Genomic DNA, 24,875 nt, shown 5'->3' on the forward strand with positions numbered 1-24,875 from the left:
CAGTACAACCCGGACAGCCGGTGCTCCGCCTGCGCCCGATCGGACATCCCCGCTGACCCCGCCTTACCCACCGTGCCGAGGAGGGTGTGGCAGGACATCGACGTTCAGCGGGCCCTCGCAGCCCTCGACTTCGGCACAGCCAGCCGCCTGATCAGACAGCGAGGCTGCTTGCGCCAAGAGGACATCGCCCAGCTCACTGGCCTGAGCCAAGCCTTCCTGTCCATGCTGGAGTCGGGCAGGCGCCGCCTCACGAACATCGACAAGATCATCGAGTTCCTGACGGGAGTCGGTGCACCCGCCGAGCTCGTCCAACTTCCGCGCCGTCGTCCCTCGGGCGTGCCGCTCCGGCAACCCGTCGACCCGGCAGCAGGCGATTTCGACCACATAGATCTTGTCCGCGAAGCCGTACTCCGCGACCCTCTCCGCCACGCTCTCGGCGGCGCCCGGCGGGCACAGCGACAGGACGAGATCCGCGCGCTCAAGGAGCTCGCCGAGGTCATCCACGGGCACCAGATCGGCATCGACCGCCCGCTGTGCTGTGGCGCGGCTTCGCCCGGTCGGGCACCACAAGACATCCGTGCCCTGTCGACGCAACTGGCCGCCTACTGCGGCTCCCATGCTGCCGGGGTGCAGAAGTCCCACAGTCATGCGGCGACTGGTCATCGTGCCTCCCATTCCAGGTCTGCGGCCACCAACAGGTCAATCGCGGCGCGAGCACCGCTCACCTCATGGTCGGGTGCGAGACAGCCGTCCGGCCAGGCGACGCCCCGGTTGATCCACACTGTCCTGAGACCGGCATTCCGGCCGCCGCCGATGTCGGTGACCGGGTTGTCGCCGACCATCCAGCCGATGCCGCCGCCGTCACCCTTGCACTCGCGGATCGCTTCCAGGAAGAAGGCTCGGTCCGGCTTGCGGGCGCCGGCCCCCTCGGAGATACACACGGCGTCGACGCGCCTGGCGATCCCCGTGGCCCGCAGCTTGGCCCACTGGATGTCCGTCGCCCCGTTCGTCGCGATGCCGATGCGCCAGCCCGCAGCCCTAAGCTCGTCCAGGCCGACGAGGACGTCCGAGGGGCAATGCACTGAGGTGGCGATATCAGCGCAGTAATCCCTCCATAGCTGCTCAGCGGGCTCAGCGAAACCAAACCGTGCACGTACCTCTACGAAGTACCCAGGTCCCGCCCGGTCCTTGAACAACTGGTGGACCCACTCGGCCTCCCGCGTGCCGAGACCCCTCAGGGCGCAGAACTCGGCTGCCCATGCCGCGAGGGCGAGCTTGCGGTCGATGAGCGTGTTGTCCAGGTCAAACAGGACGAAGGGCTTCATGATGTCCGTCTGTCATCGGCACGCCAGGACGCCGCCTTTACTCGCCGAAGGTGAGCAGGGGTACGTCGTAGAGTGCGGGGTTGCGTGGCCTCGTCATGGTCGGCGAGACGACCTCCACGACGAAGAGCTCGCTGAGGAACTGGATTTTGGCGCTCAGAAGGTGGCTGGTGCGGCCGTCGGCCGACTGAGCCTTTAGGCCGGCGGACACGTGGATGTGCGGCAGGATGCCGCCGGTCAGAGGATCGTGGGCGAGCGTGCCCGCGCCGAAGGCCTCGACGTTAGTGACGTAGGTCTTGGCCCAGACCGGGGCGTCGGGATCTTCGAGTTTCTCGCAAGCGCCGACGATTTCGGCTTCGGCAAACGCGCCGATGAACGAGGGAATGTAGCCCTGTCATACCCCGTGGTCGCGACAGAACGCGGAGAGTGTGTCGACGAAGTCCTCGCCGTGGTCGAAGGTGACGCCGAAGGTTCGGCCGACGGTCAGTTCATGGGCGCGCACGGGTGTCCTTTCGAGGGGGTGACGTGTGTGACTCAGTGCGCGAAGACGGCGAACTGCTTGGTGATCGTCTCGCGGTCCGCGTGTTGGGCGAGCAGCGCTTGGAGCAGGAGACGAGCCTGGTAGGGACCGAGGTCGCCGGCCGGGATGAGCCCGCGGTTGATCAGGTCCTTCTCCGAGCCGGGGAAGCCGTACGTGCTGGTGAGGACAGGGCCGTTGCCGATGCGCGAGGCGAGGACCACGGGGATGCTCGCGGCGAGCCGGTCGATACTCTCGACCAGTCGCTGAGGAACATGTCCTACGCCGAACGCGGCGACGACAAGCCCGTCACAACTGCCGTCCCATGCCGCGAGCAGTGTGCCGTCGTCGCCGAGGCAGACCGTGTACAAGCCCACACGCGCGTCACGGTTCGACGGCGCCAGGGTACCGAATCGGCGGGGCAGCGGGCCGGCCAACCGCACACGGTCCTCCGCAACCCGGCCGATGGGCCCAGTCCCGGGGGACGCGAAGGCGGCAGGGCTGGTGGTGTGGGACTTGCGGACATGCCGCGCGGCGTGGATCTCGTCGTTCAGGACGACCAACGCCCCGGCTCCGTGCAGCTGCGGGTCAGCTGCGGCGACGACCGCCGCGTACAGGTTGGCGGGTCCGTCGGGTCCGGCCATGGTGGGGTTGCGCATGGCACCGGTGACGATGACCGGCTGGTCGTGACCGTGGTGGAGGTCGAGGTAGAACGCGGTCTCCTCGATGGTGTCGGTGCCTTGGACGATCACGACCCCGTCGACGCCGCCACCGTCGAGGGTCCTACCGATCGCCGCCCCGAGCTCCTTGAGGTCCTCGAACGTGAGCGACGCACCGGGCACCCGGCGAAAATCGTGCACGCACAGGTCGACGCCGCGACCGTCCAAGCCGGGGACGGCCGCGAGAAGGTCATGGGCAGAGAGAGCCGGGACGACTCCACCGGTGGCGGGGTCGGTGGTCATGGCGATGGTGCCGCCAAGAGAATAGACAGCCACCGTGCGTGTCGCGCCCACCATCGCCCCCAACTTCCGTTCCGTCTCGCACCTATCGGATCTCATGCTCGGAGATCGTTCCCTGCAGGCTATCGGGTAGTAGCCCCCACAAGGGCACCAGCTTCGGACTGCAGCTCGGCGGCCACGTATGCGCAGGCCCGGTCCAAGGCGCCGAGGCTGAGGTGTCGGCTCCGGGGCCTGGCGAGTTTGGTGGTCCCCACAGCAGCGAGCTGTCCGCAACGGCGAATCAACCAGGGACGGTCGATGCCCAGATAGTCGGCAGTTGCCGACAGTCGTACCCCAGGCGCGGGGCCCGTGGTCATCGTGTGCGCTCGCGCGTGGCCGGTGATGTCCGCAAAGGCCCGCAGGGAACGCGCCCCGCCGGTAACGGCTGTCTGGGGGACGGAAGCAGCCCGTACCCAGGTCGCGATGGCAGCCCTGTGCCCTGGCACGAGCACGAAGCCATCCGTCTGCTGGAGGTCCGGTTCGTCGGTCAGCCACGTCGTGACGCCGTACGACTCCATCAGCGCGATAGCGAGGAACAGCAGCACGCGCTCGTATGTGGGCGAAGCAGCGACTTCTGGGCCGGGAATGCAGAAGGCGCGCCCCACGCCACTGTGCTCGCGCTCGGGAGCCGTCATCTGGAGGTACCAGTGCTTGTGCTCGAAGTGTAGCCAGGTCGCAGCCTCCTCTCCGCGCTGTTCCCGGGTCCAGAAGACCGGATCGCCGGCTAACTCGTCTCGCTGGTCGAGGATGAACTCCGCGCACGCCCGGGAGCCGACAAGCATCTGGGACCCGTCGGTGAGGCCACCCAATGCGATCGGCCCGCGGCCTCTAGTTAATAAGTGCTGCGGAAGAAGACCGTCCTCCCCGTGAAGCACTGCGTCACCGCCCAGGACAGCGGCGTCGAAACCTGCCACGGCCCAGAGAATCCCGTACGTGAGGTCGTCGAGCTCGTAGGCCACGGGGACGGCGAAGGTGCTCCCCGCTTCCCCACGAGCGCCCTCTCGCGCGTCCACCACGAAATACTGCCGCGCCCCATCCACAGTGTGGTGTGCGGCGAGCAGGGCCCTGAGAGGCATCCGGCTCCACGCCTCGGACTCCCTGCTCGACCCGATTCGCAGGGCGTCGCTGCGGAAGGACGTGGCCGGTCCAGACAGGGTGGGGAGCGCCGTTGGTGGCAAGTTCCGCCCAGCGGGAAGAAGGAGCTGTCCGGGTCCCTCCCGCAGCGCCAGGTGATCGCCAAAGCCGTCCGCCGCCGGCGAGACCAGGGCGTTGTCGGGCAATGGGCCTAGGAGCCTGCCAGGTACGCCGAGGGCCTCGCTCCACTGTGCGAATTGGCGACGGTCGCTGATCCTCTTCCGACCCCGCTCCAGCCGGCTGACTTCGGCTTGATCAATATGGACAAGCCTGGCGACAGCTTCCTGCGAGAGTCCGGTGTGCTTCCGGAACAGCCTCACGACCACGCCGAGGTCCCAGCCGCGAACAGCCGCCTCGACGTCCGGGTCCGCCCAGAATTCAGGTGCCACCCTGGGCGCCACGCCCTGTTGGCAGGGCCCGCATCGCGGTCCCGAATTGAACCGGCTGAGCGTCGCGCGGCACACCAAACAACGACGTTCTACCCCGCCGCCCATCCCTACCTCACCTGTACCTGATCAGGCGAACCCCCTCAGCGTGCCCAGGCTCCCACAGGCACCACCACGCTGTCGCGCGGTCGTCACGGCCGCGCGTGTATCCGTTAGGAATCGGCCACAACTGCCCCTCGTTCCTCTTCCTCCGTCCGCACGGAACAAAGCTGGGGCCGCCGTTGGCGGCCTCAAGTCAGACCCCTCTCCGCTCGTGCCTTGAGCCCGTCGCTACCGGGAAGGATGTGCCCGGACCGGGCGGCGCAGTCGTGCTCATCACCCCGCTCGCCGCCGACACTTCGGCCGCGTGACGCGGCGCGCTCGACGGAGGATGAACCCGCCCAGCCGCTTTCCGGGCGGTCCACCGCCGAACGCCGCGACACCGAGGGCCTGGCCTTCATGATCCTGCGTGCCCCGCATCGAAACGAGTCCGCACCGCAGGCCGGGCTCTCGACCGCCCGTACACAGCACACACCGGCCAACCCCCAGAGCACTGTGGACGATCGCCGAATTGCGCGATCGTCCACATGTGAGAACGCGCGAGGTGAGGTAGGGCCTACTTCGGTACGTCACGGCGGCGCCGTAGAAGTCGTGGGGCGACCAGGACGAGGACTGCCGTGCCGACCAAGGTCCCCCACAGAGCTGCCATGGTGCCCAGCCGTTTCGCCCAGCGTCATGTTGCCGAGGGCGACGGACCTGCTCGCCACCGCGATGACCGCGACGAAAGTCGCCGACACCGCCGCCGCCCACACCAACAGCGCGTGGTCGGCGTCCCTCATGGGTCCGCCCACCAGTTGAGCCGCCGACGGGTGCTCAGGCAGTTCCGGATACCGCCGGCCCCAGCGGCGCTCCCGCGCGGCCAGCATCTCCGCGTGACGCCGCCCGTCCTGGATCATGTCGCGGCGACGCCGATACTGCTCCTGCAGCAGTTCGTCGCTGCCGCGCCCGCCAGCGGCGGGCAGCTGCGCAAGCGCCTTGTCGATGCTCCCGCAGGCCGCCTCGTGCTCAGCACACAGGTGCTGTCCGTACGCGAGCCAGTGCCACATGCCGTGATCGTCCGGCAGCGCTGCGACCGCTTCCTTGGCACGGTCGCGCAGCTCCGTGCCCTGGGTATCGAAGGGGCGCGCGGCGGACAGCCCGTTCAGGCACACGTCCGTCACGGCGCAAACAGGCTGCCGTCGAGCACGGCAATGGCGATCGGACGGGTGTCGAGCCGTGCCAGCTCTGCGTGCTGGACACTGCCCGGATCGGGGTGGCCGGGCACTCTCTGGGCGGCGTGGCGGCGAATCGACGCCTGGAGCCTGACGGATCGATCCTCGCCCGGCAGGTTGGATACGCCTATACGTTCAGCCAGGCAGTCCTCCTGCCTAGGCTTTACGGGCGAGCAGGTGAATCTCCTGAAACTGCCGCCGGTCGGTGGGCTGAGGCTCGCGAACCATCCGGGCCACCTCGGCCAACCCGGACTTGCGCAGCATCGCGGCGAGGTGGTCGGGCCACCACCGATAGGCCAGGGCGACTGTGTGATCGAAGGCCTGCGTCAGGTGAGACGGATCATCGCTTGCCGAAAAGCCGATCAGAAGGTGGCCGCCAGGTGCCAGCACCCGGTGGAACTCCCCCAAGATGACGGGGAGTTCCTGCGGCGGAGTGTGGATGATGGACCACCGTGAGAGTACGCCGCCCAGCACGCCGTCAGCGATGTTCAGCTCGGCCATCGAGCCCACGTCGAAGCGCAGGTCCGGATAGGCCTGCCGAGCCAACTTGATCATCGTAGGAGAGGCATCAACACCACACGCCGGCAGGCCCAGCTCGTTCAGATAAGCGGTGATATGGCCAGGCCCACACCCCAGGTCCGCGACCTGACCGTCCCCACTCGCACGGACGGCCTCGGCGAAGGCACCCAAGATCGCGCGGTCCAGGGGACTGTCGCGCAGCGTGTCGCGGAACAGCTGCGCATAGGTGGGGGCAGCAGCGTCGTAAGCCTTGCGGGTGGCACTGAGGGCATCGTGTTCGACCATGCTCGCGACTCTAGTTCCTACTCCCGGGGCGAGCCGAGAGAATCATCGAGCCGAAGGTCCTGGCCGAGGTCTCGCCTTACCTGACGGAGAAGATCATGCGCTTCGGCGAGGACCCCAACCCCGCCCACGAGCTCGGCCTGGCCCCGGAGGCATATGGTCCACACCTCGATGTCGATTTCACCAGGCTCGACTCGCAGGCATTCGGCCCAGGGCCCGCTGCCCCAGGTTGTCCCGGCCATCGCGGGCCCAGCCCTGCCTTCCCCCCTCGGACGAGCTCACCAGGCCTGGCCCTGGTGAGATCCGGATATGGCTTGGGATCAGCATGCGGTGTCGGCCAGGACGGACAGCAGAGCACCCAGGGCAAGGGGATAGCCGTGTTGGGTGGCGGCGGCGAAGCCGACAAGTAGGCCTGGGGTACCGGGCGTCGGCCGGTGGTGAAGCTCGGTGACGCCTCGGAGTGCGATGCCCCGGTTCGCGCATGCGGCCAGGAGCTGGTCCTCGGCAGGGCCATCGGTGGGGAAGGTGACGAGGGTGTGCAAGCCGGCGGGGACGCCGTGCGGAGTAAGGGCGGGAAAGGCGGCCAGCCGTTCGAGCAGCAGTTCGCGGCGGCGGCGGTAGCGCAAGCGGGCCGCGCGGATATGGCGGTCATAGGCGCGAGTGGCGATCAGGTCGGCCAGGACGAGCTGGCCCAGGCTCTCGGTGTAGAGGTCGGTCTCCCGCTTGGCCTCTACGACAGGGCCCACCAGGTCGGGGGGCAGGGCCATCCAGGCCAGACGCAGGGCCGGGCCTAGTGTCTTCGACGCGGTGCCGCAGTAGACGACATGGCCGGGGGCGAACCCTTGCAGGGCACCGACGGGCTGACGGTCGTAGCGGAACTCACCGTCGTAGTCGTCCTCCACCACCAGCCCACCCGTGGAACGCGCCCATTCGCACAGCAGATGACGGCGCTGAGGGTGCAGCGGGACCCCGGTCGGGTACTGGTGGGACGGAGTGACGATCGCCGCTCCGATTCCCTGCGTCAGCGTCTCGACGCGAGCGCCGTGGCCGTCCACGGCCAGCGCCGGGGTGAGGTGTCCGGCCCGATGGACGGCCTCGCGGTAGACGTTGTGGCCCGGATTCTCCATGGCGACGGCTGCGACGCCCCGTGCTCCGAGCAGGCCGCTCAGCAGTTGGACCGACTGGTAGAACCCGGAAGTGATCACTATCCGGTCCGGCGTGGTGATCACTCCCCTGGTCCGTCCGAGGTAGTCCGCGAGTGCGGCGCGCAGTTCGAGTCGTCCCTGCGGGTCGCCGGCGCCGAAGACATCGGGCCGGGCCGAAGCCAGCACCCGTCGGGTCGCACCGAGCCAGGCGCGAACGGGGAAAGCACTCACATCGGGAAGCCCAGGGCGGAGGTCGTAACGGGGGGCGGCCGCCGCGGGGACGGGACTCGGCGGGAGCGGACCGGAGGTCGGCACGTCGGCGACGCTGGTACCTGAACCGGGGCGAGTGGCCAAATAACCCTCCTCTACCAGCTGGTCATAGGCAGCACTCACAGTGCCCCGCGAGATCCCCAGTTCCATGGCCAGCGCGCGCGTGGAGGGCAACCGAACCCCGGAAGCCAACCGCCCGCTCCGTACCGCCTCACGCAGGGCGGACTCCAGGCCGAGTCGCCGCCCACCTGCGGCATCGACGTCAAGGTGAAGGTCCAGTCCGCAACTGGACCAATGATTCGGCATGAAACTGGATCTTACCCGTGGTCCGGTTGCCGCCTAGATTCCCCAAGAGCCCGCACGCAATGCGCGGGGACGAGCCCCCGGTCCACCCCGAGATCGGGGCCGAGCGAGGACTGTGAGCCATGGCCGTGCTTGCCCACCTGAGCGACATCCACATCGACGACGAGCGCAGCATCGCCCGCACCAGGACCGTGATGGACTATCTGGAGGCCCTCCCCCACGACCTCGATGCCATCGTGGTGACCGGAGACCTCGCCGACCACGGCCTTCTGGCCGAATACGAGCAGGCCCGGGAGTTGCTGCGCTCCCGCCACCCGGTGCTGGTGTGCCCGGGCAATCATGACGAGCGCGCCGCCTTCCGGCAGGGTCTGCTCGGTCAGCCCGGTTCGGCGGCTCCCATCAATCAGGTGTATCGCACCGCCGGCTTCTCCATCATCCTGTGCGATTCATCGATACCCGGGAAGGACGAAGGGTTCATCGAGGACGAGACCCTGGTCTGGCTGGAAGACGCTCTCGCCCAGAGCCCAAGCGATACACCTGTCCTCATCGGGTTCCACCACCCGCCGGTCCTGCTGCACACCCCGTTCGTCGACAACCTGCGCCAGTTCGGAGAGCAGCGGCTCGCCGCCGTCGTCGATCGGCACCCCCAAGTTGCCGCCATCCTCTGCGGACACGCCCACACCGCAGCCGCGACCACCTTCGCCGGCCGCCCCCTGGTGGTGGCACCCGGAGTCGTCTCGACCCTCAGGCTTCCCTGGGAGCGCTACGCCCACCCGACGGACCACGTTCACCTCGACCTTCCTCCTGGCCTCGCCTTCCACGTCCTGGACGAGGCCGGGCGCCTGACGACCCACTACCGGAGCCTTGCCGGCTGAGACCACAGGCAGAGCGATCTCACAAACGGTCCGTTCCGGGATGACGATCGACCAGAGCCGCCGCGAGGGCCAGGGTCCGAGCGCCGCCCAGCAGGCTCCAGTAGCCGGCCAGGCAATGCCGTCGATGTCGTCACGGAGATGGAGGAGGAGTTCGCCGCGACGGTTGGCCGTCGTGATCGGATCAGTACTCAGCTACGCCAGTGGCACGACCGCCGAGGCCGGCGGGCGCTGTCCCCGCTGTTCTGGACCGTGTGAACCCGTACGGATGGTTCGAACCGGATATGGCTTCGCACCTCGTCATCACGCTGCCCGCCGTGCCGGGCCCGCGCGCCGCGCCAGACGCCCAAGTCGGCGCCCGACAACCGGCACGGGACCGTACGGACGCTTGACTCACCGGGACCAGCACAGGTTCCAGCGGCTGGTGCCCTGGTCGTCGCCGTAGCGGACAAGCGCCGGTTCTCGGTGGTGAGGACCCGGGTGCGGGGCGGTCAGTGGGTCGCCCGGGATGCGCCGAGCCGGGAGCGGTGCCGGTCCACGATCCCCTCGACGATCCTCATCAGGCGGTCCCCCGCCTGATCGATGCTCCCGTTCTGCGTGCTGACCTGCGCCCCTTCGAGTACGAAGGTGATCTCGGCCGCGGCCTGCCCGGGGTCGGGCATCTGGGCCTCGGCGCACATGCCGACCAGCCTTCGGGTCTGGCGGGCCTTGTGCTCCTCGATCACTTGCCGTGCGGGATGGGAGCGGTCGGGCAGCTCGGCGATGGAGTTGATGAACGGGCAGCCCCGGTGCGAGACCGCCGGCAGTCCTTCGGCGATGAAGCGGGCGAGGCCCAGGATCTGCTCCCTGGGCCGGCCGGGGTATTCGGCCTCTACCCGGTCGAAGGCCGCCTGGTAGTCGGCGGCGACGATCCGCAGCCACTCCGCGACCAGGGCGTCCTTGGTCTCAAAGTGCCGGTAGATCGCCATCTTGGTGGTCTCGGCCCTCTCGGCGATCGCCTGGACGCCCACCCGCCGGATTCCCTCGCTTTGGAAGAGCTCTTCCGCCGCGTCGAGGATGCGCTCACGAGGCGGCAGTTTCGCCACCCTGCTCGGCCTTCTGACGGTCGATGCCATGACTACTCCGTGACGTCCGGTCGGTTGTGGGGCCTCTCACCCCCGGCCACGGTACCAGTCAGTTCCTGTTGATACCGTTGGGTATCGTCAGGTGCTGGCCGGTATCGTTTCTGCTAGGAGTGACAGTGAGGATGACCGAGTACGTGAGCTTCGACGCGGTCGGGCTCGCGGAGCTGGTGGCCAACGGCGAGGTGTCCCCCGCCGAACTGGAAGCAGCCGCACGCGAGGCCGCGCGGGCGGTCAATCCGCGGATCAACGCCATCGTGGAGACATGGCCGACCGACGACGGGCCCAGCCCTGGCAGCGCACCGCTGGCCGGGGTCCCTTTCCTGGTCAAGGACATCGGAGTCTCCATGGCCGGGAGGCGAATGGAGCTGGGCAGCCGTCTCGCGGCCGGCAACGTCGCCGGCGTCGACTCCTCCGTGATGCTGCGTTTCCATCGCGCCGGCCTCGTGACGTTCGGCCGGACCGCGACACCGGAGATGGCCTACAGCATCACGACGGAACCCGTGCTGTACGGCGCGACCCGCAACCCGTGGAACCCGGAACGGAGCGCGGGCGGGTCCAGCGGGGGCGCGGCCGCAGCTGTCGCGGCCGGGGTGGTCCCGATCGCACACGCCACCGACGCCGCCGGCTCGCTCCGCATCCCCGCCGCCTATAACGGCCTCTTCGGGCTGAAGCCCACCCGCGGCCGCGTCTCCATGGGGCCCGACGCCGACGAGACCTTCAACGGCCTGGCCGTACACGGCAGCGTCAGCCGCACCGTACGCGACAGTGCGGCACTGCTCGACCAGATCCGCGGCCCGGAACCGGGTGACCCCTACTTCGCCCAGCAGCCGTACCGGCCCTACGCGGAGGAAGTCACCCGCCCCCCGGGCTCACTGCGCATCGGTGTCCTCACCCAGGCATGGGGCGGACGCCGCACCAGCCCACCAGTGGCCGACGCGCTCTCCCGCACCGTGCGCCTGCTCGAATCCCTCGGCCACCAGGTGGAGGAGGCCAAGGTCGACCTCGGCGCCAACTGGGAGGAGTTCGTCCTGGCCAACGCCCGTCTGTTCACGGCGAACCTCGCGGCCGCGGTCGACGGGCTGGCTACCGCCTTCGACCGGCCCATCGACTCCTCAACCCTCGAACCGGTGACCCTTGCCGGTTACCACTACGGGCAGCGCGTCAGCGGCGCCCAGTTCGTCACCGCTCTCACGATCCGGAATCGGGTCGCCCGGAGCCTGGCACGGTATGTCGACGACCACGACATACTGCTCACCCCGACCTTGCCGGAGCTCCCCCCGCCCCTGGGCGCCTATGCCGAGGGCGCAGAGGCGCTGGACGGCCTCGGCTGGATCGAGCGCCTCAACGACCGCTCGCCGTTCACCCTGCCGTTCAACGTGGCGGGCACGCCTGCCATGTCCGTGCCGGTGACAGCCGACGCCGGGACGGGGCTCCCGATCGGTATGCAGTTCGCTGCCGGATACGGCCTCGAAAGCCGCCTCTTCCGCCTCGCCAGCCAACTCGAACAGGCAAGCCCGTGGTCGGGCCGAACCCCCGCGGTGTGGGCAGGGAACCCCACGGACCACTGAGGAGCGCTCCTGGAGAGCCGGGAGTGCGCATCGTGGTGAGAACCTTTCGCCGAGTGGGACAAGACCTTCGCGGACCCGCGACTGTGCGCGGCGGTTGCCGACCGGCTCACTTTCCGCCGCACGTTGATCCAGACAGACACCGAGTCATATCGCGTCCAGGCCACCGAAGTCGCACGCCAATCGCGGAGGAAGCGATGACCCACAAGGTGCAGCCGAGCTGAGAGAGAGCCCCCGGCAGACCGGCGATCTCGCGCGCCTCGGCCGCAGACCGACGTGACGAACTGGTGCATTATGGAAACGACGAAACACTTCACCGACGACAGCAACATCCTCACAAGGATGGAACGCAACCTCGCAGAGCACGCATGCCATCTGCACCGGTACCTGGATCACGCAGTGGTCACGGAGACGGACGACCTCCTGATCGCCGACAGCGGACTCAACGATGACACCTTCAACATCGTCGCCGCCGCACGCTTCACACCGAGCAACGCCGAGGCGCGTATCGCCCGGACTCTCCAGGCACTGGAGGCCGCAGACCGCCCCTTCTCCTGGTGGGTGGGGCCCGCCTCGAGCCGCCGGACCTCTCCGCGCGCCTGGCCGCCGCCGGTCCGCCAGCCTCCGAGCAGGAGACGGCCATGTGGGCCTCGCTCGACAACCTGCCGCCTCAACCACAGATCGCGGAACTGGACATCCAGCAGGTCTCCACGCCCGCACAACTCGCCGACTACGCCACCGTCCTTGCCGCGAACTGGTACCCGCCGGCCGCCACCGGCCGCCGCTTCTACAGCCAGGCTGCGCCCTGGGCACTCACCCCCGACTGCCAGGCCCGCTACCTGATCGGCTATCACCACGACAACCCGGTCTGCTCCGCCGAGGTCTTCCACCACGCAGGAGTCGCGGGGATCTACAACATCAGCACCCTCACCACTCGCCGCAAGCGCGGCTACGGAGGCGCCGTCACCCTCGCCGCGCTGCACACAGCGCGCAATCAAGGACAGCGGATCGCCGTCCTGCAAGCATCACCGGAAGGAGAACCCGTCTACCAGCGCCTGGGCTTTCTCTCCTGCGGTCATTTCACCGAGCACGCCATCAGCCGATAACTGCACGGCGGAGGAAGGTTCACCCACCGGAGGCCCATCCCGCCCAAGCCCTTCACGACGGAGCCGGGCTCTTCTGAACCGCGCCTGTCAGGGACGCAGACCCAGCAGAGCCCGGAGCCAACAAGCTACTCACTCCCCACCCGTCGACGTCGTCCAGGAAGACGAACCACTCCAGCTCCTGGCGCGTCGGCTCCTCCACCTTTGTCAGCGCGGCTCGGCGGCTCGACCGGGGTCCCTGTAGTGCCGGTCGGCCAGGGCGGTGATTCCTGCTGCGGCAGCGGCGGCGAGATCGGTGACCATCGCATCATCGACGGGCAGGTTGAGGATGTACAGGGCCGACGCCAGGGAGCCGAGCAGCAGTAGGTGGGCCATCGCGGGGTCGACGTACCCGGCCAACTCACCGTGGGCCACGGCCCGTTCGATGATTTCGGCGAAGCTGGCCTGTTCGGCGGCCAGGAAGGTGTCCTGGAACCGGGTTTCCAGTTCGGGGTTGCTGGCAAGTTCGCTGATCAGGGCCGGTGCCAGCTGTCGAGCCGCCGGGGCGGCCATGCGGACGTGAAACGCGCGGACCAGCGCCAGCAGGTCTCCGTGCAAGGAGCCGGTGCCGACCAGCGGAGGCAGCTGCTGCTCGTGCATGGTGGCGACGAACGCCATCTCGGCCTTGGAGGCGTAGCGCCGATAGATAGCCGCTTTGCCCACCCCGGCGCGCGCCGCGACCTGGTCGACGGTCAGGGCCAGGTAGCCGACTTCGTCGATCAGCTCACGGGTGGTCTGTAGGATTTTGTGATCCACACGACTGTCTCGGGGGCGTCCACCCCGTTGCCTTCTCACTGTCATGCCCTGCATGCTACGGAACGCCAGTATCGAAACCGGAGTATCGGAACTATGGTTTCGAAGATCATTGGCCCCGCTACGCAGAGACAACCGCGACGAAGTCGCACCACGCGGCTTCGCGACAAGAACGGAGAACTCAGGTGATCAAGTGGGCTGGCTGGATCATCACGTTATGGGGAACCGCACACACGCTCGCCGCCCTGACGGTGGCGAAAGCCGCACGCCACGCCGGGACATGGTTCAGCGGCGGACTGTGGAGCGAGGACCTCGCCGATATGAGCCCGGCGGGCAGCGCGTACTTTCTGAGCGTGGCGAGCTTTGGCGTGCCGCTCACCCTGATCGGCCTGACGGTGCTGTGGCTGGACCGCCGCGGCCTCACGCCGCCGGCATTCATCGCCTGGACACTGGGAACCTGGACTGCCGTCGACGCCGTGGTCCTCCCGTTCACGCCCTGGCCGCTCCTCCTGCTCGCATGCGCCCTGCTGCTGATCGGAGCCCGCCGGGACAACCCCGCATCCAAGGCTGGGCTTCCACAAGCGTGAACATAGGCCGCGCAGTGACAGGTGGTGGGTCGGTATGAGGCTCCGCAACAGTGAGCACACCGAGTCGACAACGCCATCATCCCGGTCATCGCTCCCGTACCGGCGGACAGGGCACGGGCCGAGGCAACGCGCCTCCGCTGGAGCGCTACGCGAGCCGTTGGCCCGCCGACGACCGCGCGTTGTGACAACCGCGGCCAGACAGCTCCCCACTAACTGGCCGCGGGCGGGAAATCTGAACTGGCCACTGAGCAGGCCACCATCGGAGCCCGCCACTGACTGAACGCCACGCTGCTTCGCCCCATCCAAGTGACCTTCCCGGCCCCGCCAGCACGACGGCACGGGCCCAGTGCGGGGCGGTGACCTCGGTCGCCGCAGCTAGGGCCTGTCTGCTGGATCACTTGGGCCGGAGGAAGCTTGCCGCGGTGTACGGGGCGGCTTGGTAGATGCCGACGGTTTCGTCGAAACCCGGTGGTCGTCCGCCGTGTTACTCGAGCCGCCTGGAGCATCCCGCACCGCCCGGTTGTAGCCTCGGCCCTTGTGAGTTGGCTGCCGGATGACTTCGTCCACCCTGTCTACGTGCCCGTGCCCAACACGGCGCATTACCTGCGGCCGATCCGGGAGGCGGACACCGCGCTCGACTACCCCGCCGTGATGGGCTCCCGAGAGCGCTTGTGGGAGATCTTCGGCCCGGCCTGGGCTTGGCCCCAGGAGACGATGACCTATGAAGAGGACCGCATCGACTTGCTGCGGCACGAGAAGGAGATAGCCGCGCACCAGTCGTTCAACTACGCGCTGCTGGACGAGGAGGAGACGGCGATCCTCGGCTGCGTCTACATCGACCCGCCCGAGCGCACCGGCTCCGACGGAGAGGTCTCCTGGTGGGTGGTGGACGACCTCGCCGGCGGTGAAGCGGAGCGCGCGCTCGACGCGCTGGTGCCGCGGTGGATCGCCGCCGACTGGCCCTTCAGCAGCCCCGCTATCTGGGCCGCGACATTACCTGGCAGGACTGGCTCGCGCTGCCGCGCGCCTCGTGACACGTCCGAGGCGGTGCCTGGAGCGTGTCTTTGAAAATCGTCTGATCGTTGCGTGGGGGTGCCGTTGACGGATACCGAGAGGGCGGCTTCGTACATCTCCAGGAACAGCGTTTCTCGAACGGTTCCGGAGGCAGTTTGTGATCAACCAGCTCGCGAATGTCGAAGAGAAATGACGGAACTGTCGCGGCCACGAACGCGGGACGGCCAGCCGTCCGTCAGGGCGGCTGGCCATCGGGGTAGGTAGCCGTCATGCGTCAGCGGAACTGGTCCCGATCTCAGGTGATCTGGTCCCGTGCGGTTCGACTGAGGTTGTTGCTCAGGGTGGAGTCGCGAGTCATGCGCATATTTGGCAGTCTTCCTCGCCAGATCTCTCGCTCACCTGTGGCCTTGAATCCGTAGCGCTCGTAGAACTGGACCGCTCGCTCGTTGTATTCGGTGACCCACAGGCGCATGGGTGAGCCCCCCACCCAGGTGAGGAACTCGCTCATCATTCGGCCCCCGACACCTTGGCCCTGGGCTTCGTTCAGCAGATACATCGGCCCGAGGGTGACCACCTCGTCCCGGCGACCGCAAAGGAAGCCGACGATCTCCGTCTCGGAGCGGGCGACACGGCAAAACAACAGGTCCGGTCGCTGTTTTGCCGCCTCTATGAACTCCCGCCACTGGGCGATGCCTTCCGCGGTGGCGGAGGCGCCGCGGTGCTCTCGGATCCAGGTCTCATCGATCCCCGCCGCCTCGTCGGGGTATGTCTGCAGCCAGATCCTCAACTGCAGAGGCCCCAGAAACGCGGCGTCGTCGGCATGGGGGGCTTCGATCACGTGGGTCATGGCAGCCATCCTCGCCGACGCTCCCCGAACACTTCGCACGTTTCTTGGGCAGTGGCGGCAGAGGTCAGTTGGCCTTCGCGGGCTCCTCGGCTCGTGCTCGCGTACTGGCGAGGCGGTAGGAGTCGGTGCCAGTCTCGATGATGGTGCCGTTGAAGGTGAGGCGGTCGACGATGGCCGCGCAGAGTCGGGGGTCGGTGAACGTCTTGGTCCAGCCGCCGAAGGACTCGTTGGAGGCGATGGCGACGCTGTTCTTCTCCTCGCGTTCGGTCAGGACCTGGAAGAGGAGTTCGGCGCCGTGGCGGTCGAGCTCCATGTAGCCGAGCTCATCAATGCACAAAAGATCAACACGCCCGTAGCGGGCGATAGTCTTGTTCAGCTGCTTCTCGTCGGCGGCTTCCACCAGCTCGTTGACCAGCTTTGTGGCGAGCGTGTAGCGCACACGGTAGCCCTTCATGGCCGCCTCGGTGCCCAGGGCGATCAGCATGTGCGACTTGCCTGTGCCGGAGTCCCCGATCAGGCAGAGCGGCTGCCCGTCCTTGATCCACTCGCAGCTGGCGAGGGTGTGGATGGTGGCCGCGTCGATGTTGGGGTCGGCGTCGAAGTCGAAGGCCCGAAGGGACTTCTCCCGCGGGAAGTTCGCCGCCTTGATCCGCCTCTCCGAGCGGCGACGGGCCCGGTCGTCGCATTCGGCCATCAGCAGCTCAGCGAGGAAGCCCCGGTAGCTCATCTGCTCCTTCAGCGCCCGTTCGGCGATGTCAGGGAACTCCTTGCGGATCGACGGCAGCCGCAGCATGCGGCAGGCCGTGTCGATGGCGGCGTTGGCAGCCTGCTCGGTCAAACCTCGCTGGCGGGGCAGGGTCATTGCGCTTCTCCCTCACGGTGGTCACCACCGCTTTCGCGGCGGCGTCGGAGCAACTGGTCATAGGGGGTCACCGAGGGCAGCGGCCTGGTGTCCGGCGGAAGATGAGCCAGGCGCCACTCATGCAGCGTCACCGTCGCCGACGGCTTGCCGGAAACCAGCTGGCCTGTTCCCGGGCGGGTTCGTTTTCGGCCTGGGCGGCCTTGCGGGCCTCCAGAGCAACGGCGTCCGCGGTCATGGCCCCGGCCCGCAGAGCTGCGGCGAGGCCGGCGAGGCCGGCGACGACATGCTCATGAGGCAGGTGCCGGCCCAGCAGCAGGACCTCGATCAGGGCCCGGGTGCCATCTCGTTCGCCGTGGATCTTCTTGGCCTGGTCCCACCAGGCGTCATGGACTGGGGTGAACTTGCCCGCCGAGCGGGCCTGTTCGAGAGCGGTTGAGCCGGGAAAGGCGCCGGGCTTGCGGATCAGAGCCTCCAGATAGTGGTCCAGATCCAGACAGACGGCGCCTTTGGCGATCAGTCTCTCGTGCCGGGCCACTTCCACATTCTTGTCGTAAACCACCAGGTGAGCACGTCTCCCACACGTCCTCGCCGACGCTCCCCCCAACCCATTCCCCCTGCATGAACACGAGACTGGCCCCACTCCACCCAGAGCGGGGCCAGAACCCAACATTTCCAGCAATCTTCGAGACTAGAGCTCGCGCGTATCCCACCGCGGCGCGGCGTAGCTGCCGCCCACCCAGACCTTGAAGCTGCTTCGCCCCTCCGCCGACTGATCACCCTCGGACTCACCCGGAGCGGCGACACCTGGCAACTCATTCCGGCCACCGCATAGCGAAGGGCCGCCCGGCCCACAGCCGGGCAGCCCCCACAACAAGATTTCCAGCAACCTGCTAAGCGTATTCGTCCAAGGCCGTCCGCGCGCACCTGCGCCGCCGCGGCATCCGCGCGATCATCCCGCAGCCGGCCGACCAGATCGCCCACCGAAAGCGGCGCGGGCGCCACGGCGGACGGCCACCGGGCTCGACAGGACCGCCTACAAGCAGCGCAACACCGTCGAGCGCTACATCAATCGGCTCAACCAGTGGCGCGGCATCGCCACCCGATACGACAAAACCGCCCGCATCTACCAAGCCGCCCTGTACGTCGCAGCAATCTTCCTCTGGACCAAGTGATCCCACAGACAGGCCCTGATAGCAGCCCATGCGAGGCTGGGTCTCGAGCTGAACAGCTCAACTGCTGGTCCAGCGCCGCCACGATTGACCTTGCGCAGGATGCGGCCGGCACGGTGCTGGCTAGTCGTTGAGGAAGCTGTCACCAGGTACGCGCGATGCGGCGCATGACCACGGTCACCAGGTCCCGGCCGCCGCGTCCGCGTTGCGGCTGGCGTGCGGCCTGCGGGCTAGGGGCCGTGCACTTCGGGTTTGGTTTCCAGGCCCGAGCCTCCTTCCTCATCCGTTGGTCAGGGTGCGGCCGAGGAGGGGAAGCAGGCGGTCCCAGTGGTGCTGCAGTGCGGCGGGGTTGAAGGCGTCGGTGTCGGGCATGGTGAAGCCGTGAATGGTGCCGGGGTAGATCTCGGAGGTGTAGCCGACACCCGCGGCCTCCAGGGCCTGGTTGAGCTCGCCGAGGGCCTCGGGCGTGATGTCGGTTTCGGCGTGTCCGAGGTGGACCTGGGCGGTGAGTTTGGAGAAGAGGCGGTGCAGGCTGTCGGGCCCGTCGCCGCCCACGGGGCCGTGGAATCCGGCGACGGCGGCCACCTGGTCGGGGTGGGCCGCGGCGGTGCGCATTGCCAGGAGACCGCCTATGCAGTAGCCGGTCACCGCGACGGGTCCGGCGCTGACCTCGGGCTGGGTGGTGAGGAACCTGAGGTAGGCGTCGGCGTCACTCAGGACACGTTCGGCGGTGTGCGCCTCGATCAAGGGCATCAGCTGGGCGGTGACCGCGGGCCGGGCCTCTTCTCCGATGTGCTCGGGAAGTTCGATCAGCGGTGCGGGGCCGTGCCGGTAGAAGAAGTTGGGGACGAGCACGTAGTACCCGTGCCCGGCCAGTTCGCGGGCCATCTCCCGCAGTACGGGCCGGATGCCGAAGCCGTCCGCGTACATCAGCACCCCCGGGTGCCGCCCGCCGTGGTCGGGGAAGGCGGCGAAGGCGTCGGCCTGGCCGTCCGTGGTGGGAATCCGCAGGGTCTTGGTGGGCAAGTGCTTCCTTCCTTGGAGTTCACTCGATAAACGTTTATCGCACTAACGTTTTCGGCGCGTGTGAAAGTACATCGTTAGTTGGACTAACGCAATGGGTAGAATGAACGCCATGATCAGAGCCGAAGCCGCGGACGTACCCGACGACGGCGCGCGCAAGACGCCCGACAGGCTGCGTCGGCGGGCGAGCCGACTGCTGTCGCAGCTGACCATGCGGTCGGACCGGCTGATCAACGAGGGGCTGGCCCGGGCCGACGCACGCAAGTGGCACTACGCCGTGCTCGCCTCACTGCAGGAGTACGGGCCGGGCAGCCAGGCGGAGCTGAGCAGGCGCTCCGGCATCTACCGCAGCGACATGGTCGGCGTGCTCAACGAACTGGTCGAACGCGACCTTGTCGAGCGGGCACCGGATCACGGCGACCGGCGCCGCAACACCATCACGATCTCCCCCCAAGGCCGCCGCCACCTACGCCTCCTCGACAAGATCCTGGACGACCTCCATGACGAACTGCTCGCGCCGCTTTGTCCGGCCGAACGCGACCAGTTCGTACAGTTGCTCACTCGCTTGCTGGACCACCACACCCAGACTTCCTGAGCCGCGTCGTGGCATCCGGCATCAACGCTGCCCAAGGTGCTGTTTCCTCGGTGGTCAGGTGATCAGGTGGTCACCTGTGAAGCAGCGGCCGGGGGATCACCCCGCACTGGTACCTGTGTGACCGAGCTCCCGAGTTGACCCGTGAGTGCCCCAATCGGCCCGGTGGGGCATGAGATTCGGCCTGCCCGGTGCACCTTGGAGGGGAGGGCGTGCCTCATACGCTGCCAGCAGTTCGGCCCCCTCGCTCGCGGCCCGGCCCGCGGCTCCCCGTCGCACTTCGTGGGCTCCACGGCTTCCGGGTTCGGACGGCCGAACGGCAGCGCCGGGGGCGGTGTCGGGGAGCAGGTCGATTCGCAGGCTGCGGCCGTCCGGGAACTGGAGGAAGAGACCGGCCTGGTCGCTGGGGAAACGCGTCTGCTCGGCGTCATCGACCCACTTCCTGCGACCACGGGTGCACGGACCCACCTCTTCCTGGCCACGAGCCTTCGGCCGGGCCGTCCACATCGCGACGAGGCCGAGGTCGGGATGACGGTGCGGCAATGGAAGCTGGCCGACGCCGTTGCGGCTGTTCCATTGGTGACATCGATGACGTTCCCAACCAACTGGGCCAAACACAAGCGGTGTTGAATCGCTCTCATTCCGAGCAGGTCCAGCGCGTCCGCGACGCCGTCATCTCCTGGGAGGACCGTCCTACCGACCGGCTCGTCGGACTGTAGCCCCTGCTCGATGGCCTTGGCGAGATCGTCGGCGCGCCCCTACCGTCCCTTTCGCCACCTTCGACATAGCTTCCCACACTCGATGGTGGTATACCGGGCTGCCGTCCAGTTCTCGGCGTCGGCGATCGGGTCGAATACGTTTAGGCTTGTGCGACAGGAAGGCCCTGCCGACGCCGTTACGACCGACAGGGCCAACCCGCTCGGGAGAAACCCGCAGCATCACGGCCCCGGCGTCCTACCGTCGGGGCCGTGCCCGTATCAGACGCCGAATAGACGCTTGATCGTCAGGTCGATCACCAGCGCTGTCACCAGCGCCAGGAACTGACCGACAGGGCCGAGCATGCGGCGGGATTCCCGGTGGGCCTGGCGATCGTCGCCGTCGCCATGATCCGTACCGGGCATGTTTCTCCACCTCCTTTCCGGGTGCCATGAGCTCTGTGGGGAACTCGCACGGCGTGCGGGTTCCCCGGCGAACTCACGTGCCGGCAAGGAGCTTTGCGAGACACCACTCTAGTTGGCGACAGCAGGAACACCTTCTGCGTCACCCGCTCGATGCTGACGTGAAGGCCAAACACCAAACCCGCCGCAAAGTCGACAAGTCGCTTGGCGTCTATGCCATCCACCTCAGTCAGACTCATGATCACCGGGGTCCCCTCACGGAAGTGTTCCCCGACGGTACGGGCCCGTTGCAGGTCCGCGGGTGAAGCGTGACGATCCGGTGAGGCTCTCGTTCCGACGCGACCTTTGGCATGATCACCGGCGCGTTCTTCTCCAGGCTTGGACGTTCGGGTGTGATAGATGCCACGGGCGCGATGTGCGCCGGATGCCCCGATTGTGCGGATGGCGAGGCGGAACAGGCCGCCGACTCACGTGGCATCGACGGCTGCGCCATTCGTACCTCTTCATTCCTTTGGTTCTGATGGGCGATGTCTGCGCCGCCAGAGGTCCCGCTCGGGCTCAGGGGGGCAGTGCGGGCCCGAAGCCGCCATCGGGGTCGAGCCCCCGGCCGCGCCGTGCCCATCGACCTCCACGAAGCTGAGACAGGGACGACATGCCGCAAAGCCCCCAGCCACTGCACGGTCACGGAGACAGCACCGGCAGGAGCCAACGGCCGTCACTGCTCGGGCACGGGCAGGCCATGCGAAGCCCGGGCGTATCAGACCGACACAGGGCCAGGCCCTCCAAGGCAAGGAATAGGGACGGGTGTTCACCCTCATCGCCCGGTTCGGTGACGGCCAGGAGACCTCGGGGCTCCTGTTAAGAATCGCGGCGCCAGGTCCCTATGAGGGGTGAATACGCTCAGCGTCCTGGCCCAAGTCCCCCGAGGTACCGACACGATGTCTCCGATCGATTATCTGCCCCTCCTGATCAATATGGGACTCCAGCTGCACAGCACTTGGCATCGCCCCGGTTCCGTACGGCTGCGCCGCGGATCACCGCCGAGGGCGGCGGAGACCTCCACGCCCGCCTCCGAAGTGAGCCTGGTGGCTGCCGAGATCCTTCAGGGGCTCCCTGCCGGAGCGTCCGCGTACTACGAGGCGCCCGACGGCAGTCGCCTGCTGGTCTGGTGGGCAGTGCCTGGCTCCGGCACCCGTAGCGAAGGGGATGGCTACCAGCTGTGGTGAACGGCTCATCCCATCAGGTTCCGGATGCCGAAGACCCATTCAGCATCCGGAATCCACAGGGCGAGACCCTCCACGCGGAGATCCGGAGGAAAGTCTCCAGGTACCTGTTATCGGTGTACAAGCTGAGCGAGGCCGACAGTCTTGAGATCACGGACGCAGCCATCCTCACCGCCTACCGCACCGGAAGGATCGACCCCACACAGCAGCCGGTCGCGTACGTGAAGACGATCGCGGCGAGGCAGGCCCAGGCCTACCTGAAGAAGTGGAGCCTGGAGGACTTAAGCGGAGACTTACTCACGGCCTCCGGTGACCGGCCTGACGAACAGGCCGATGGCACCGAGGGCCCTTGGACGAGCGATCGAGCGAAGGAGGACAGGGACGCCTGGGCGATCGTCGATGACGCGATCCAGACGATTCCCGCCCCGCAGTGCCGCGAGGTGATGGAGCGGCAGAGCCACGGCGAAGACGACACTGATATCGCAGCTGCCCTGGGCACCTCGAAGAACACGGTCTACCAGCAGCGTAAGCGCGGGGTCATGGCAGTAGAGGCACAGCTCCAGAAACACATCCGGCCGGGGCACAAGCCGTCCACGTCGGCAAAGCAAGGTGAGCAGTAATGGAGATCGAGAAGCACAGGCGGAGGACGCGCGATCAAGGAGGAGCGGACGTGAACAGCGACAGGGACGCGTATCAGCAGTTGGTCGCCTTGCTGGCGGCACCGGCCGATCACTGGGACCGTCCCGCCTGCGACTGGCCGGGACGCCCGCCCCAGGACGACCTCACCGACGGACAAGTGTCGCAAGCACGCCTTGATGCCAACACCGCCTACGTGATGGGTTCCAGGGCGCTGCGGCGAGGAAAGCTCGTCCAGGCGAGGACCTGGCTCTCCGTGGCCTGCGGTCAGCGCCACCCTGGCGGCGCGTTCCGCCTCGCAGTGCTGGCCCTGCGCCACCCCGTCAGCGAGCTGACGACCGACCTTGCTGCTCATGGGAAGAACTCCGGTGCTGCCAAGGGCATCCTCACAGCCCTGTACCGGGCAGCGGAGTGGGGACACGCCGACGCCCACCGCTTGGTGACGCCGTTTTTGCGCCGACCGGCCACGGAGACTGCCGGGACCTGGCTGGAACGCTTGTGCGCTTCCACCACGGCCATCGTGACCTCGCTGCCCGCGGTGCCCATCGACCCGGCCGAGCCCTACGACCCCGAGGACGCGGAGTTCTTTGACGAGCTCCTCACGTACTGCACCGAGCTCAGGGCCGCCCTGGAGCCAGCCGCAGCTTCCCTCCCGTCACCGCGGACGCCGCGTCCCCGCGCACCCTCACAGACCGGACCGGCTGATCGATGCATCCCCTCCCCCGTACCAGGTCCAGCACGGACAGCGGTGCCGTCGACCACGTCAAAGGAGACCGTCCTCGCAGCGTCCCCCGGGGCGTTGGACAATCTGTCTACGAGTGCCCAGGCCGCCAGCGGTGACGGCAGTTCCGAGGCCGCGCCCGGCACAAGTCAGGAAGACGCCGTAGCACGGGAGGCGTTGTGGGCGCCGCCCGCAGGCCACGAACCCGGCGCGGAACACACGCCGAGGCAGTGGGAGGCGGCCCTGCGTGTCCTGGACGTCCTTCACCTGATCCGCGACGCCGACTCCCCCGTCACCGCCGACGCCGTCGCCCGCACGGCCTCCATCACCATCCCCGCAGCCGCGGACCTGATGGCCTGGCTGGAAGGGAACAGCCTGTCCACCATGCTTCCCGACGGCAGTCACACCACCGGCCCTCTCCTCGACGCGATCTACCGCGGCGAGGACGTACTGCAGCAGGTACTGGACCGGCTACGCGACGACACAGGCGCCGCCGTCTACGTCAGCACCTACACCGACGGCGAAGTCACCGTCTCCCACTCCGCCTACGGCCCGGACACCCCCCAGGTCAACGAACACGCCCCATTCCGCGAATCCGCCCACGCCAGCGCCGTCGGCAAGAGCCTCCTCGCCCAGCTCACCCCCGAAGGCCGCATGGACCACCTGTCCCGGTGGCGCCCCGTCCCCCTCACCCAACGGACCATCACCGACCACAAGGCCCTCTTCCGCACCCTGGACCTCCACGGCCCCCAAGGCTCGCACTTCGACGTGCTGGAGTACTCCGACACCGAGGTCTGCGCCGCTATCTCCCTGCCCCTGCCCGGGCAGGCCCGATGCGTCGCCCTGTCCCTCCCCGTCGCCCAGCACCGCCGACTCATCACAGCCGCCGACATACTCAGCAACCGCTCCACCGGACTGCTCCTGGCCCTCATCATCGCCACCCTCCCCCCACAGCCGGCCACCAAGGACGACCCCACGACCAAAGCAGACACCACTGCGAACAACCAGCCCGGCAACAGCGGGCTCTACGTGCCCAGCCCCGGCCTCCTCCTGCCACCCTCACTCCACGAACACCACCACACCCCGAACCAACTCCTGTTCATCAGCCTCCGCTGACCAACCCCGACTCCCGCCCGCAGGGTGCTGGCGAGTCCCACCAAGCACGGCACCACCACCAAACGCACGCCCACAGGCGATTCCCGACCCGCCCCCTCCTCGCGGTGGGATCTCGGCGATCGGCCCGTTACCTACGTGGAGGCTGTTCTTCAGACTGTCGAGCCGTTCTCTGTGTGCTCCCGCGTCCACGGGCCACCGTCACCAGGCAACGGGCCGCGCCACACCAGCGCGCCCGGTGCCACCTGGGAGCCATCAACGGGCCGGCGCCATGAGTGAGGGCTTCAGCCTGGCCTTGGACCATCATCGAGACGCTCCGGCACACCGG

24 protein-coding genes and 6 pseudogenes are annotated in these 24,875 nt (G+C 67.8%); 12 read left to right on the forward strand and 18 right to left on the reverse strand.

Annotated features, from left to right (window positions below; translation table 11 throughout):
* Window positions 1-63: 63 nt before the first annotated feature.
* From AC5P1B_RS23435 to pdxR, 10 genes and pseudogenes are all read right to left on the reverse strand, one after another.
* Window positions 64-648 carry a hypothetical protein gene (locus AC5P1B_RS23435; RefSeq protein WP_493889433.1) on the reverse strand — a complete coding sequence of 195 codons (585 nt, stop codon included), beginning with the start codon at window positions 646-648 and terminating at the stop codon, window positions 64-66.
* An 11-nt stretch (window positions 649-659) separates the two neighbouring features.
* Entirely contained in the window at window positions 660-1,325 is a 666-nt protein-coding gene (locus AC5P1B_RS23440) for an HAD family hydrolase (RefSeq protein ID WP_493889434.1), read from the reverse strand.
* Window positions 1,326-1,362: 37 nt separating this feature from the next.
* Entirely contained in the window at window positions 1,363-1,533 is a 171-nt protein-coding gene (locus tag AC5P1B_RS23445) for a hypothetical protein (protein ID WP_493889435.1), read from the reverse strand.
* Between the two features lie 183 nt (window positions 1,534-1,716).
* Window positions 1,717-1,824, reverse strand: coding sequence for a PCC domain-containing protein (locus AC5P1B_RS23450; RefSeq protein ID WP_493889436.1), 108 nt, complete (start codon window positions 1,822-1,824; stop codon window positions 1,717-1,719).
* Between the two features lie 32 nt (window positions 1,825-1,856).
* Entirely contained in the window at window positions 1,857-2,855 is a 999-nt protein-coding gene (locus AC5P1B_RS23455) for an asparaginase (protein ID WP_493889437.1), read from the reverse strand.
* 65 nt (window positions 2,856-2,920) lie between these two features.
* The gene (locus AC5P1B_RS23460) at window positions 2,921-3,913 is read right to left on the reverse strand and encodes a hypothetical protein (protein ID WP_493889589.1); all 993 of its coding nucleotides are present in this window, start codon (window positions 3,911-3,913) and stop codon (window positions 2,921-2,923) included.
* Between the two features lie 225 nt (window positions 3,914-4,138).
* Window positions 4,139-4,465, reverse strand: a pseudogene (locus AC5P1B_RS23465) (helix-turn-helix domain-containing protein); the annotation flags it as partial.
* Between the two features lie 560 nt (window positions 4,466-5,025).
* Window positions 5,026-5,616: a hypothetical protein gene (locus AC5P1B_RS23470; protein ID WP_493889438.1), complete on the reverse strand. Its 591-nt coding sequence runs from the start codon at window positions 5,614-5,616 to the stop codon at window positions 5,026-5,028.
* Between the two features lie 207 nt (window positions 5,617-5,823).
* The gene (locus AC5P1B_RS23475; protein WP_493889439.1) at window positions 5,824-6,471 is read right to left on the reverse strand and encodes a class I SAM-dependent methyltransferase; all 648 of its coding nucleotides are present in this window, start codon (window positions 6,469-6,471) and stop codon (window positions 5,824-5,826) included.
* Window positions 6,472-6,788: 317 nt separating this feature from the next.
* Complete coding sequence (gene pdxR / locus AC5P1B_RS23480) at window positions 6,789-8,189, reverse strand: MocR-like pyridoxine biosynthesis transcription factor PdxR (RefSeq protein ID WP_493889440.1); 1,401 nt, start codon at window positions 8,187-8,189, stop codon at window positions 6,789-6,791.
* Window positions 8,190-8,308: 119 nt separating this feature from the next.
* Here pdxR and AC5P1B_RS23485 point away from each other — a divergent pair, with 119 nt between their 5' ends.
* On the forward strand, window positions 8,309-9,061 hold the full coding sequence (locus AC5P1B_RS23485; protein ID WP_493889441.1) for a metallophosphoesterase: 753 nt from the start codon (window positions 8,309-8,311) through the stop codon (window positions 9,059-9,061).
* A 488-nt stretch (window positions 9,062-9,549) separates the two neighbouring features.
* Here the strand turns inward: AC5P1B_RS23485 and AC5P1B_RS23490 are convergent, their stop codons facing one another.
* The gene (locus tag AC5P1B_RS23490) at window positions 9,550-10,173 is read right to left on the reverse strand and encodes a TetR/AcrR family transcriptional regulator (protein ID WP_493889442.1); all 624 of its coding nucleotides are present in this window, start codon (window positions 10,171-10,173) and stop codon (window positions 9,550-9,552) included.
* A gap of 125 nt (window positions 10,174-10,298) precedes the next feature.
* Between AC5P1B_RS23490 and AC5P1B_RS23495 the strand changes: the two genes are divergently transcribed.
* The 3 genes and pseudogenes from AC5P1B_RS23495 (at window position 10,299) to AC5P1B_RS23505 (ending at window position 12,853) form a co-directional block, all read left to right on the forward strand.
* Window positions 10,299-11,750 (forward strand): amidase, encoded by a 1,452-nt coding sequence (locus AC5P1B_RS23495; protein ID WP_493889443.1) that lies wholly within the window; start codon window positions 10,299-10,301, stop codon window positions 11,748-11,750.
* A gap of 54 nt (window positions 11,751-11,804) precedes the next feature.
* Window positions 11,805-11,948 (forward strand): annotated as a pseudogene (locus tag AC5P1B_RS23500) (ATP-binding protein); the annotation flags it as partial.
* Between the two features lie 141 nt (window positions 11,949-12,089).
* Window positions 12,090-12,853: pseudogene (locus AC5P1B_RS23505) on the forward strand (GNAT family N-acetyltransferase).
* Between the two features lie 204 nt (window positions 12,854-13,057).
* On the opposite strand, the gene AC5P1B_RS23510 reads toward AC5P1B_RS23505, so the two are convergent.
* Window positions 13,058-13,645 carry a TetR/AcrR family transcriptional regulator gene (locus tag AC5P1B_RS23510; protein ID WP_493889444.1) on the reverse strand — a complete coding sequence of 196 codons (588 nt, stop codon included), beginning with the start codon at window positions 13,643-13,645 and terminating at the stop codon, window positions 13,058-13,060.
* Between the two features lie 182 nt (window positions 13,646-13,827).
* Here AC5P1B_RS23510 and AC5P1B_RS23515 point away from each other — a divergent pair, with 182 nt between their 5' ends.
* Together AC5P1B_RS23515 and AC5P1B_RS23520 are read left to right on the forward strand one after the other, a co-directional pair.
* Complete coding sequence (locus tag AC5P1B_RS23515) at window positions 13,828-14,229, forward strand: DUF6463 family protein (protein WP_493889446.1); 402 nt, start codon at window positions 13,828-13,830, stop codon at window positions 14,227-14,229.
* A 537-nt stretch (window positions 14,230-14,766) separates the two neighbouring features.
* Window positions 14,767-15,263: pseudogene (locus tag AC5P1B_RS23520) on the forward strand (GNAT family N-acetyltransferase).
* A 275-nt stretch (window positions 15,264-15,538) separates the two neighbouring features.
* Here the strand turns inward: AC5P1B_RS23520 and AC5P1B_RS23525 are convergent.
* From AC5P1B_RS23525 to AC5P1B_RS23535, 3 genes are all read right to left on the reverse strand, one after another.
* The gene (locus AC5P1B_RS23525; protein ID WP_493889447.1) at window positions 15,539-16,090 is read right to left on the reverse strand and encodes a GNAT family N-acetyltransferase; all 552 of its coding nucleotides are present in this window, start codon (window positions 16,088-16,090) and stop codon (window positions 15,539-15,541) included.
* Window positions 16,091-16,154: 64 nt separating this feature from the next.
* Entirely contained in the window at window positions 16,155-16,952 is a 798-nt protein-coding gene (gene istB / locus AC5P1B_RS23530) for an IS21-like element helper ATPase IstB (protein ID WP_493889449.1), read from the reverse strand.
* A gap of 127 nt (window positions 16,953-17,079) precedes the next feature.
* Window positions 17,080-17,487, reverse strand: coding sequence for a hypothetical protein (locus AC5P1B_RS23535; protein ID WP_493889451.1), 408 nt, complete (start codon window positions 17,485-17,487; stop codon window positions 17,080-17,082).
* A 359-nt stretch (window positions 17,488-17,846) separates the two neighbouring features.
* Between AC5P1B_RS23535 and AC5P1B_RS23540 the strand changes: the two are divergent.
* Window positions 17,847-18,124: pseudogene (locus tag AC5P1B_RS23540) on the forward strand (transposase); the annotation flags it as partial.
* 276 nt (window positions 18,125-18,400) lie between these two features.
* On the opposite strand, the gene AC5P1B_RS23545 reads toward AC5P1B_RS23540, so the two are convergent.
* Complete coding sequence (locus AC5P1B_RS23545) at window positions 18,401-19,147, reverse strand: dienelactone hydrolase family protein (protein WP_493889453.1); 747 nt, start codon at window positions 19,145-19,147, stop codon at window positions 18,401-18,403.
* Between the two features lie 109 nt (window positions 19,148-19,256).
* Between AC5P1B_RS23545 and AC5P1B_RS23550 the strand changes: the two genes are divergently transcribed.
* A complete protein-coding gene (locus AC5P1B_RS23550) occupies window positions 19,257-19,739 on the forward strand; it encodes a MarR family winged helix-turn-helix transcriptional regulator (protein ID WP_493889455.1) in 483 nt (160 codons plus the stop codon).
* Between the two features lie 279 nt (window positions 19,740-20,018).
* The gene (locus AC5P1B_RS23555) at window positions 20,019-20,366 is read left to right on the forward strand and encodes an NUDIX domain-containing protein (RefSeq protein WP_493889457.1); all 348 of its coding nucleotides are present in this window, start codon (window positions 20,019-20,021) and stop codon (window positions 20,364-20,366) included.
* Between the two features lie 347 nt (window positions 20,367-20,713).
* On the opposite strand, the gene AC5P1B_RS23560 is transcribed toward AC5P1B_RS23555, so the two are convergent.
* A complete protein-coding gene (locus AC5P1B_RS23560) occupies window positions 20,714-20,857 on the reverse strand; it encodes a hypothetical protein (protein ID WP_493889458.1) in 144 nt (47 codons plus the stop codon).
* Between the two features lie 116 nt (window positions 20,858-20,973).
* Window positions 20,974-21,312: pseudogene (locus AC5P1B_RS23565) on the reverse strand (cell division protein SepF); the annotation flags it as partial.
* Window positions 21,313-21,792: 480 nt separating this feature from the next.
* On the opposite strand from AC5P1B_RS23565, the gene AC5P1B_RS23570 reads away from it, so the two are divergent.
* The 3 genes from AC5P1B_RS23570 to AC5P1B_RS23580 are packed head-to-tail and all read left to right on the forward strand — an operon-like array spanning window position 21,793 to window position 24,550.
* On the forward strand, window positions 21,793-22,080 hold the full coding sequence (locus AC5P1B_RS23570) for a hypothetical protein (protein WP_493889459.1): 288 nt from the start codon (window positions 21,793-21,795) through the stop codon (window positions 22,078-22,080).
* Window positions 22,074-22,697 (forward strand): RNA polymerase sigma factor, encoded by a 624-nt coding sequence (locus AC5P1B_RS23575; protein ID WP_493889460.1) that lies wholly within the window; start codon window positions 22,074-22,076, stop codon window positions 22,695-22,697. Before AC5P1B_RS23570 ends, AC5P1B_RS23575 begins: the two co-directional genes overlap by 7 nt.
* A 50-nt stretch (window positions 22,698-22,747) precedes the next feature.
* A complete protein-coding gene (locus tag AC5P1B_RS23580) occupies window positions 22,748-24,550 on the forward strand; it encodes an IclR family transcriptional regulator domain-containing protein (protein ID WP_493889462.1) in 1,803 nt (600 codons plus the stop codon).
* The last annotated feature ends 325 nt before the right edge of the window (window positions 24,551-24,875 follow it).

It is taken from the genome of Streptomyces sp. A01 (genome assembly GCF_059026195.1).

Bases quoted from the DNA above. Each gene is read 5' to 3' on its own strand.
- AC5P1B_RS23435 (WP_493889433.1), bottom strand. From the start codon at position 648: ATGACTGTGGGACTTCTGCACCCCGGCAGCATGGGAGCCGCAGTAGGC.
- istB (WP_493889449.1), bottom strand. From the start codon at position 16,952: ATGACCCTGCCCCGCCAGCGAGGTTTGACCGAGCAGGCTGCCAACGCC.
- pdxR (WP_493889440.1), bottom strand. From the start codon at position 8,189: ATGCCGAATCATTGGTCCAGTTGCGGACTGGACCTTCACCTTGACGTC.
- AC5P1B_RS23455 (WP_493889437.1), bottom strand. From the start codon at position 2,855: ATGGTGGGCGCGACACGCACGGTGGCTGTCTATTCTCTTGGCGGCACC.
- AC5P1B_RS23490 (WP_493889442.1), bottom strand. From the start codon at position 10,173: ATGGCATCGACCGTCAGAAGGCCGAGCAGGGTGGCGAAACTGCCGCCT.
- AC5P1B_RS23475 (WP_493889439.1), bottom strand. From the start codon at position 6,471: ATGGTCGAACACGATGCCCTCAGTGCCACCCGCAAGGCTTACGACGCT.
- AC5P1B_RS23440 (WP_493889434.1), bottom strand. From the start codon at position 1,325: ATGAAGCCCTTCGTCCTGTTTGACCTGGACAACACGCTCATCGACCGC.
- AC5P1B_RS23460 (WP_493889589.1), bottom strand. From the start codon at position 3,913: ATGCCTCTCAGGGCCCTGCTCGCCGCACACCACACTGTGGATGGGGCG.
- AC5P1B_RS23570 (WP_493889459.1), top strand. From the start codon at position 21,793: ATGTCTCCGATCGATTATCTGCCCCTCCTGATCAATATGGGACTCCAG.
- AC5P1B_RS23525 (WP_493889447.1), bottom strand. From the start codon at position 16,090: ATGACCCACGTGATCGAAGCCCCCCATGCCGACGACGCCGCGTTTCTG.
- AC5P1B_RS23485 (WP_493889441.1), top strand. From the start codon at position 8,309: ATGGCCGTGCTTGCCCACCTGAGCGACATCCACATCGACGACGAGCGC.
- AC5P1B_RS23560 (WP_493889458.1), bottom strand. From the start codon at position 20,857: ATGCCCGGTACGGATCATGGCGACGGCGACGATCGCCAGGCCCACCGG.
- AC5P1B_RS23550 (WP_493889455.1), top strand. From the start codon at position 19,257: ATGATCAGAGCCGAAGCCGCGGACGTACCCGACGACGGCGCGCGCAAG.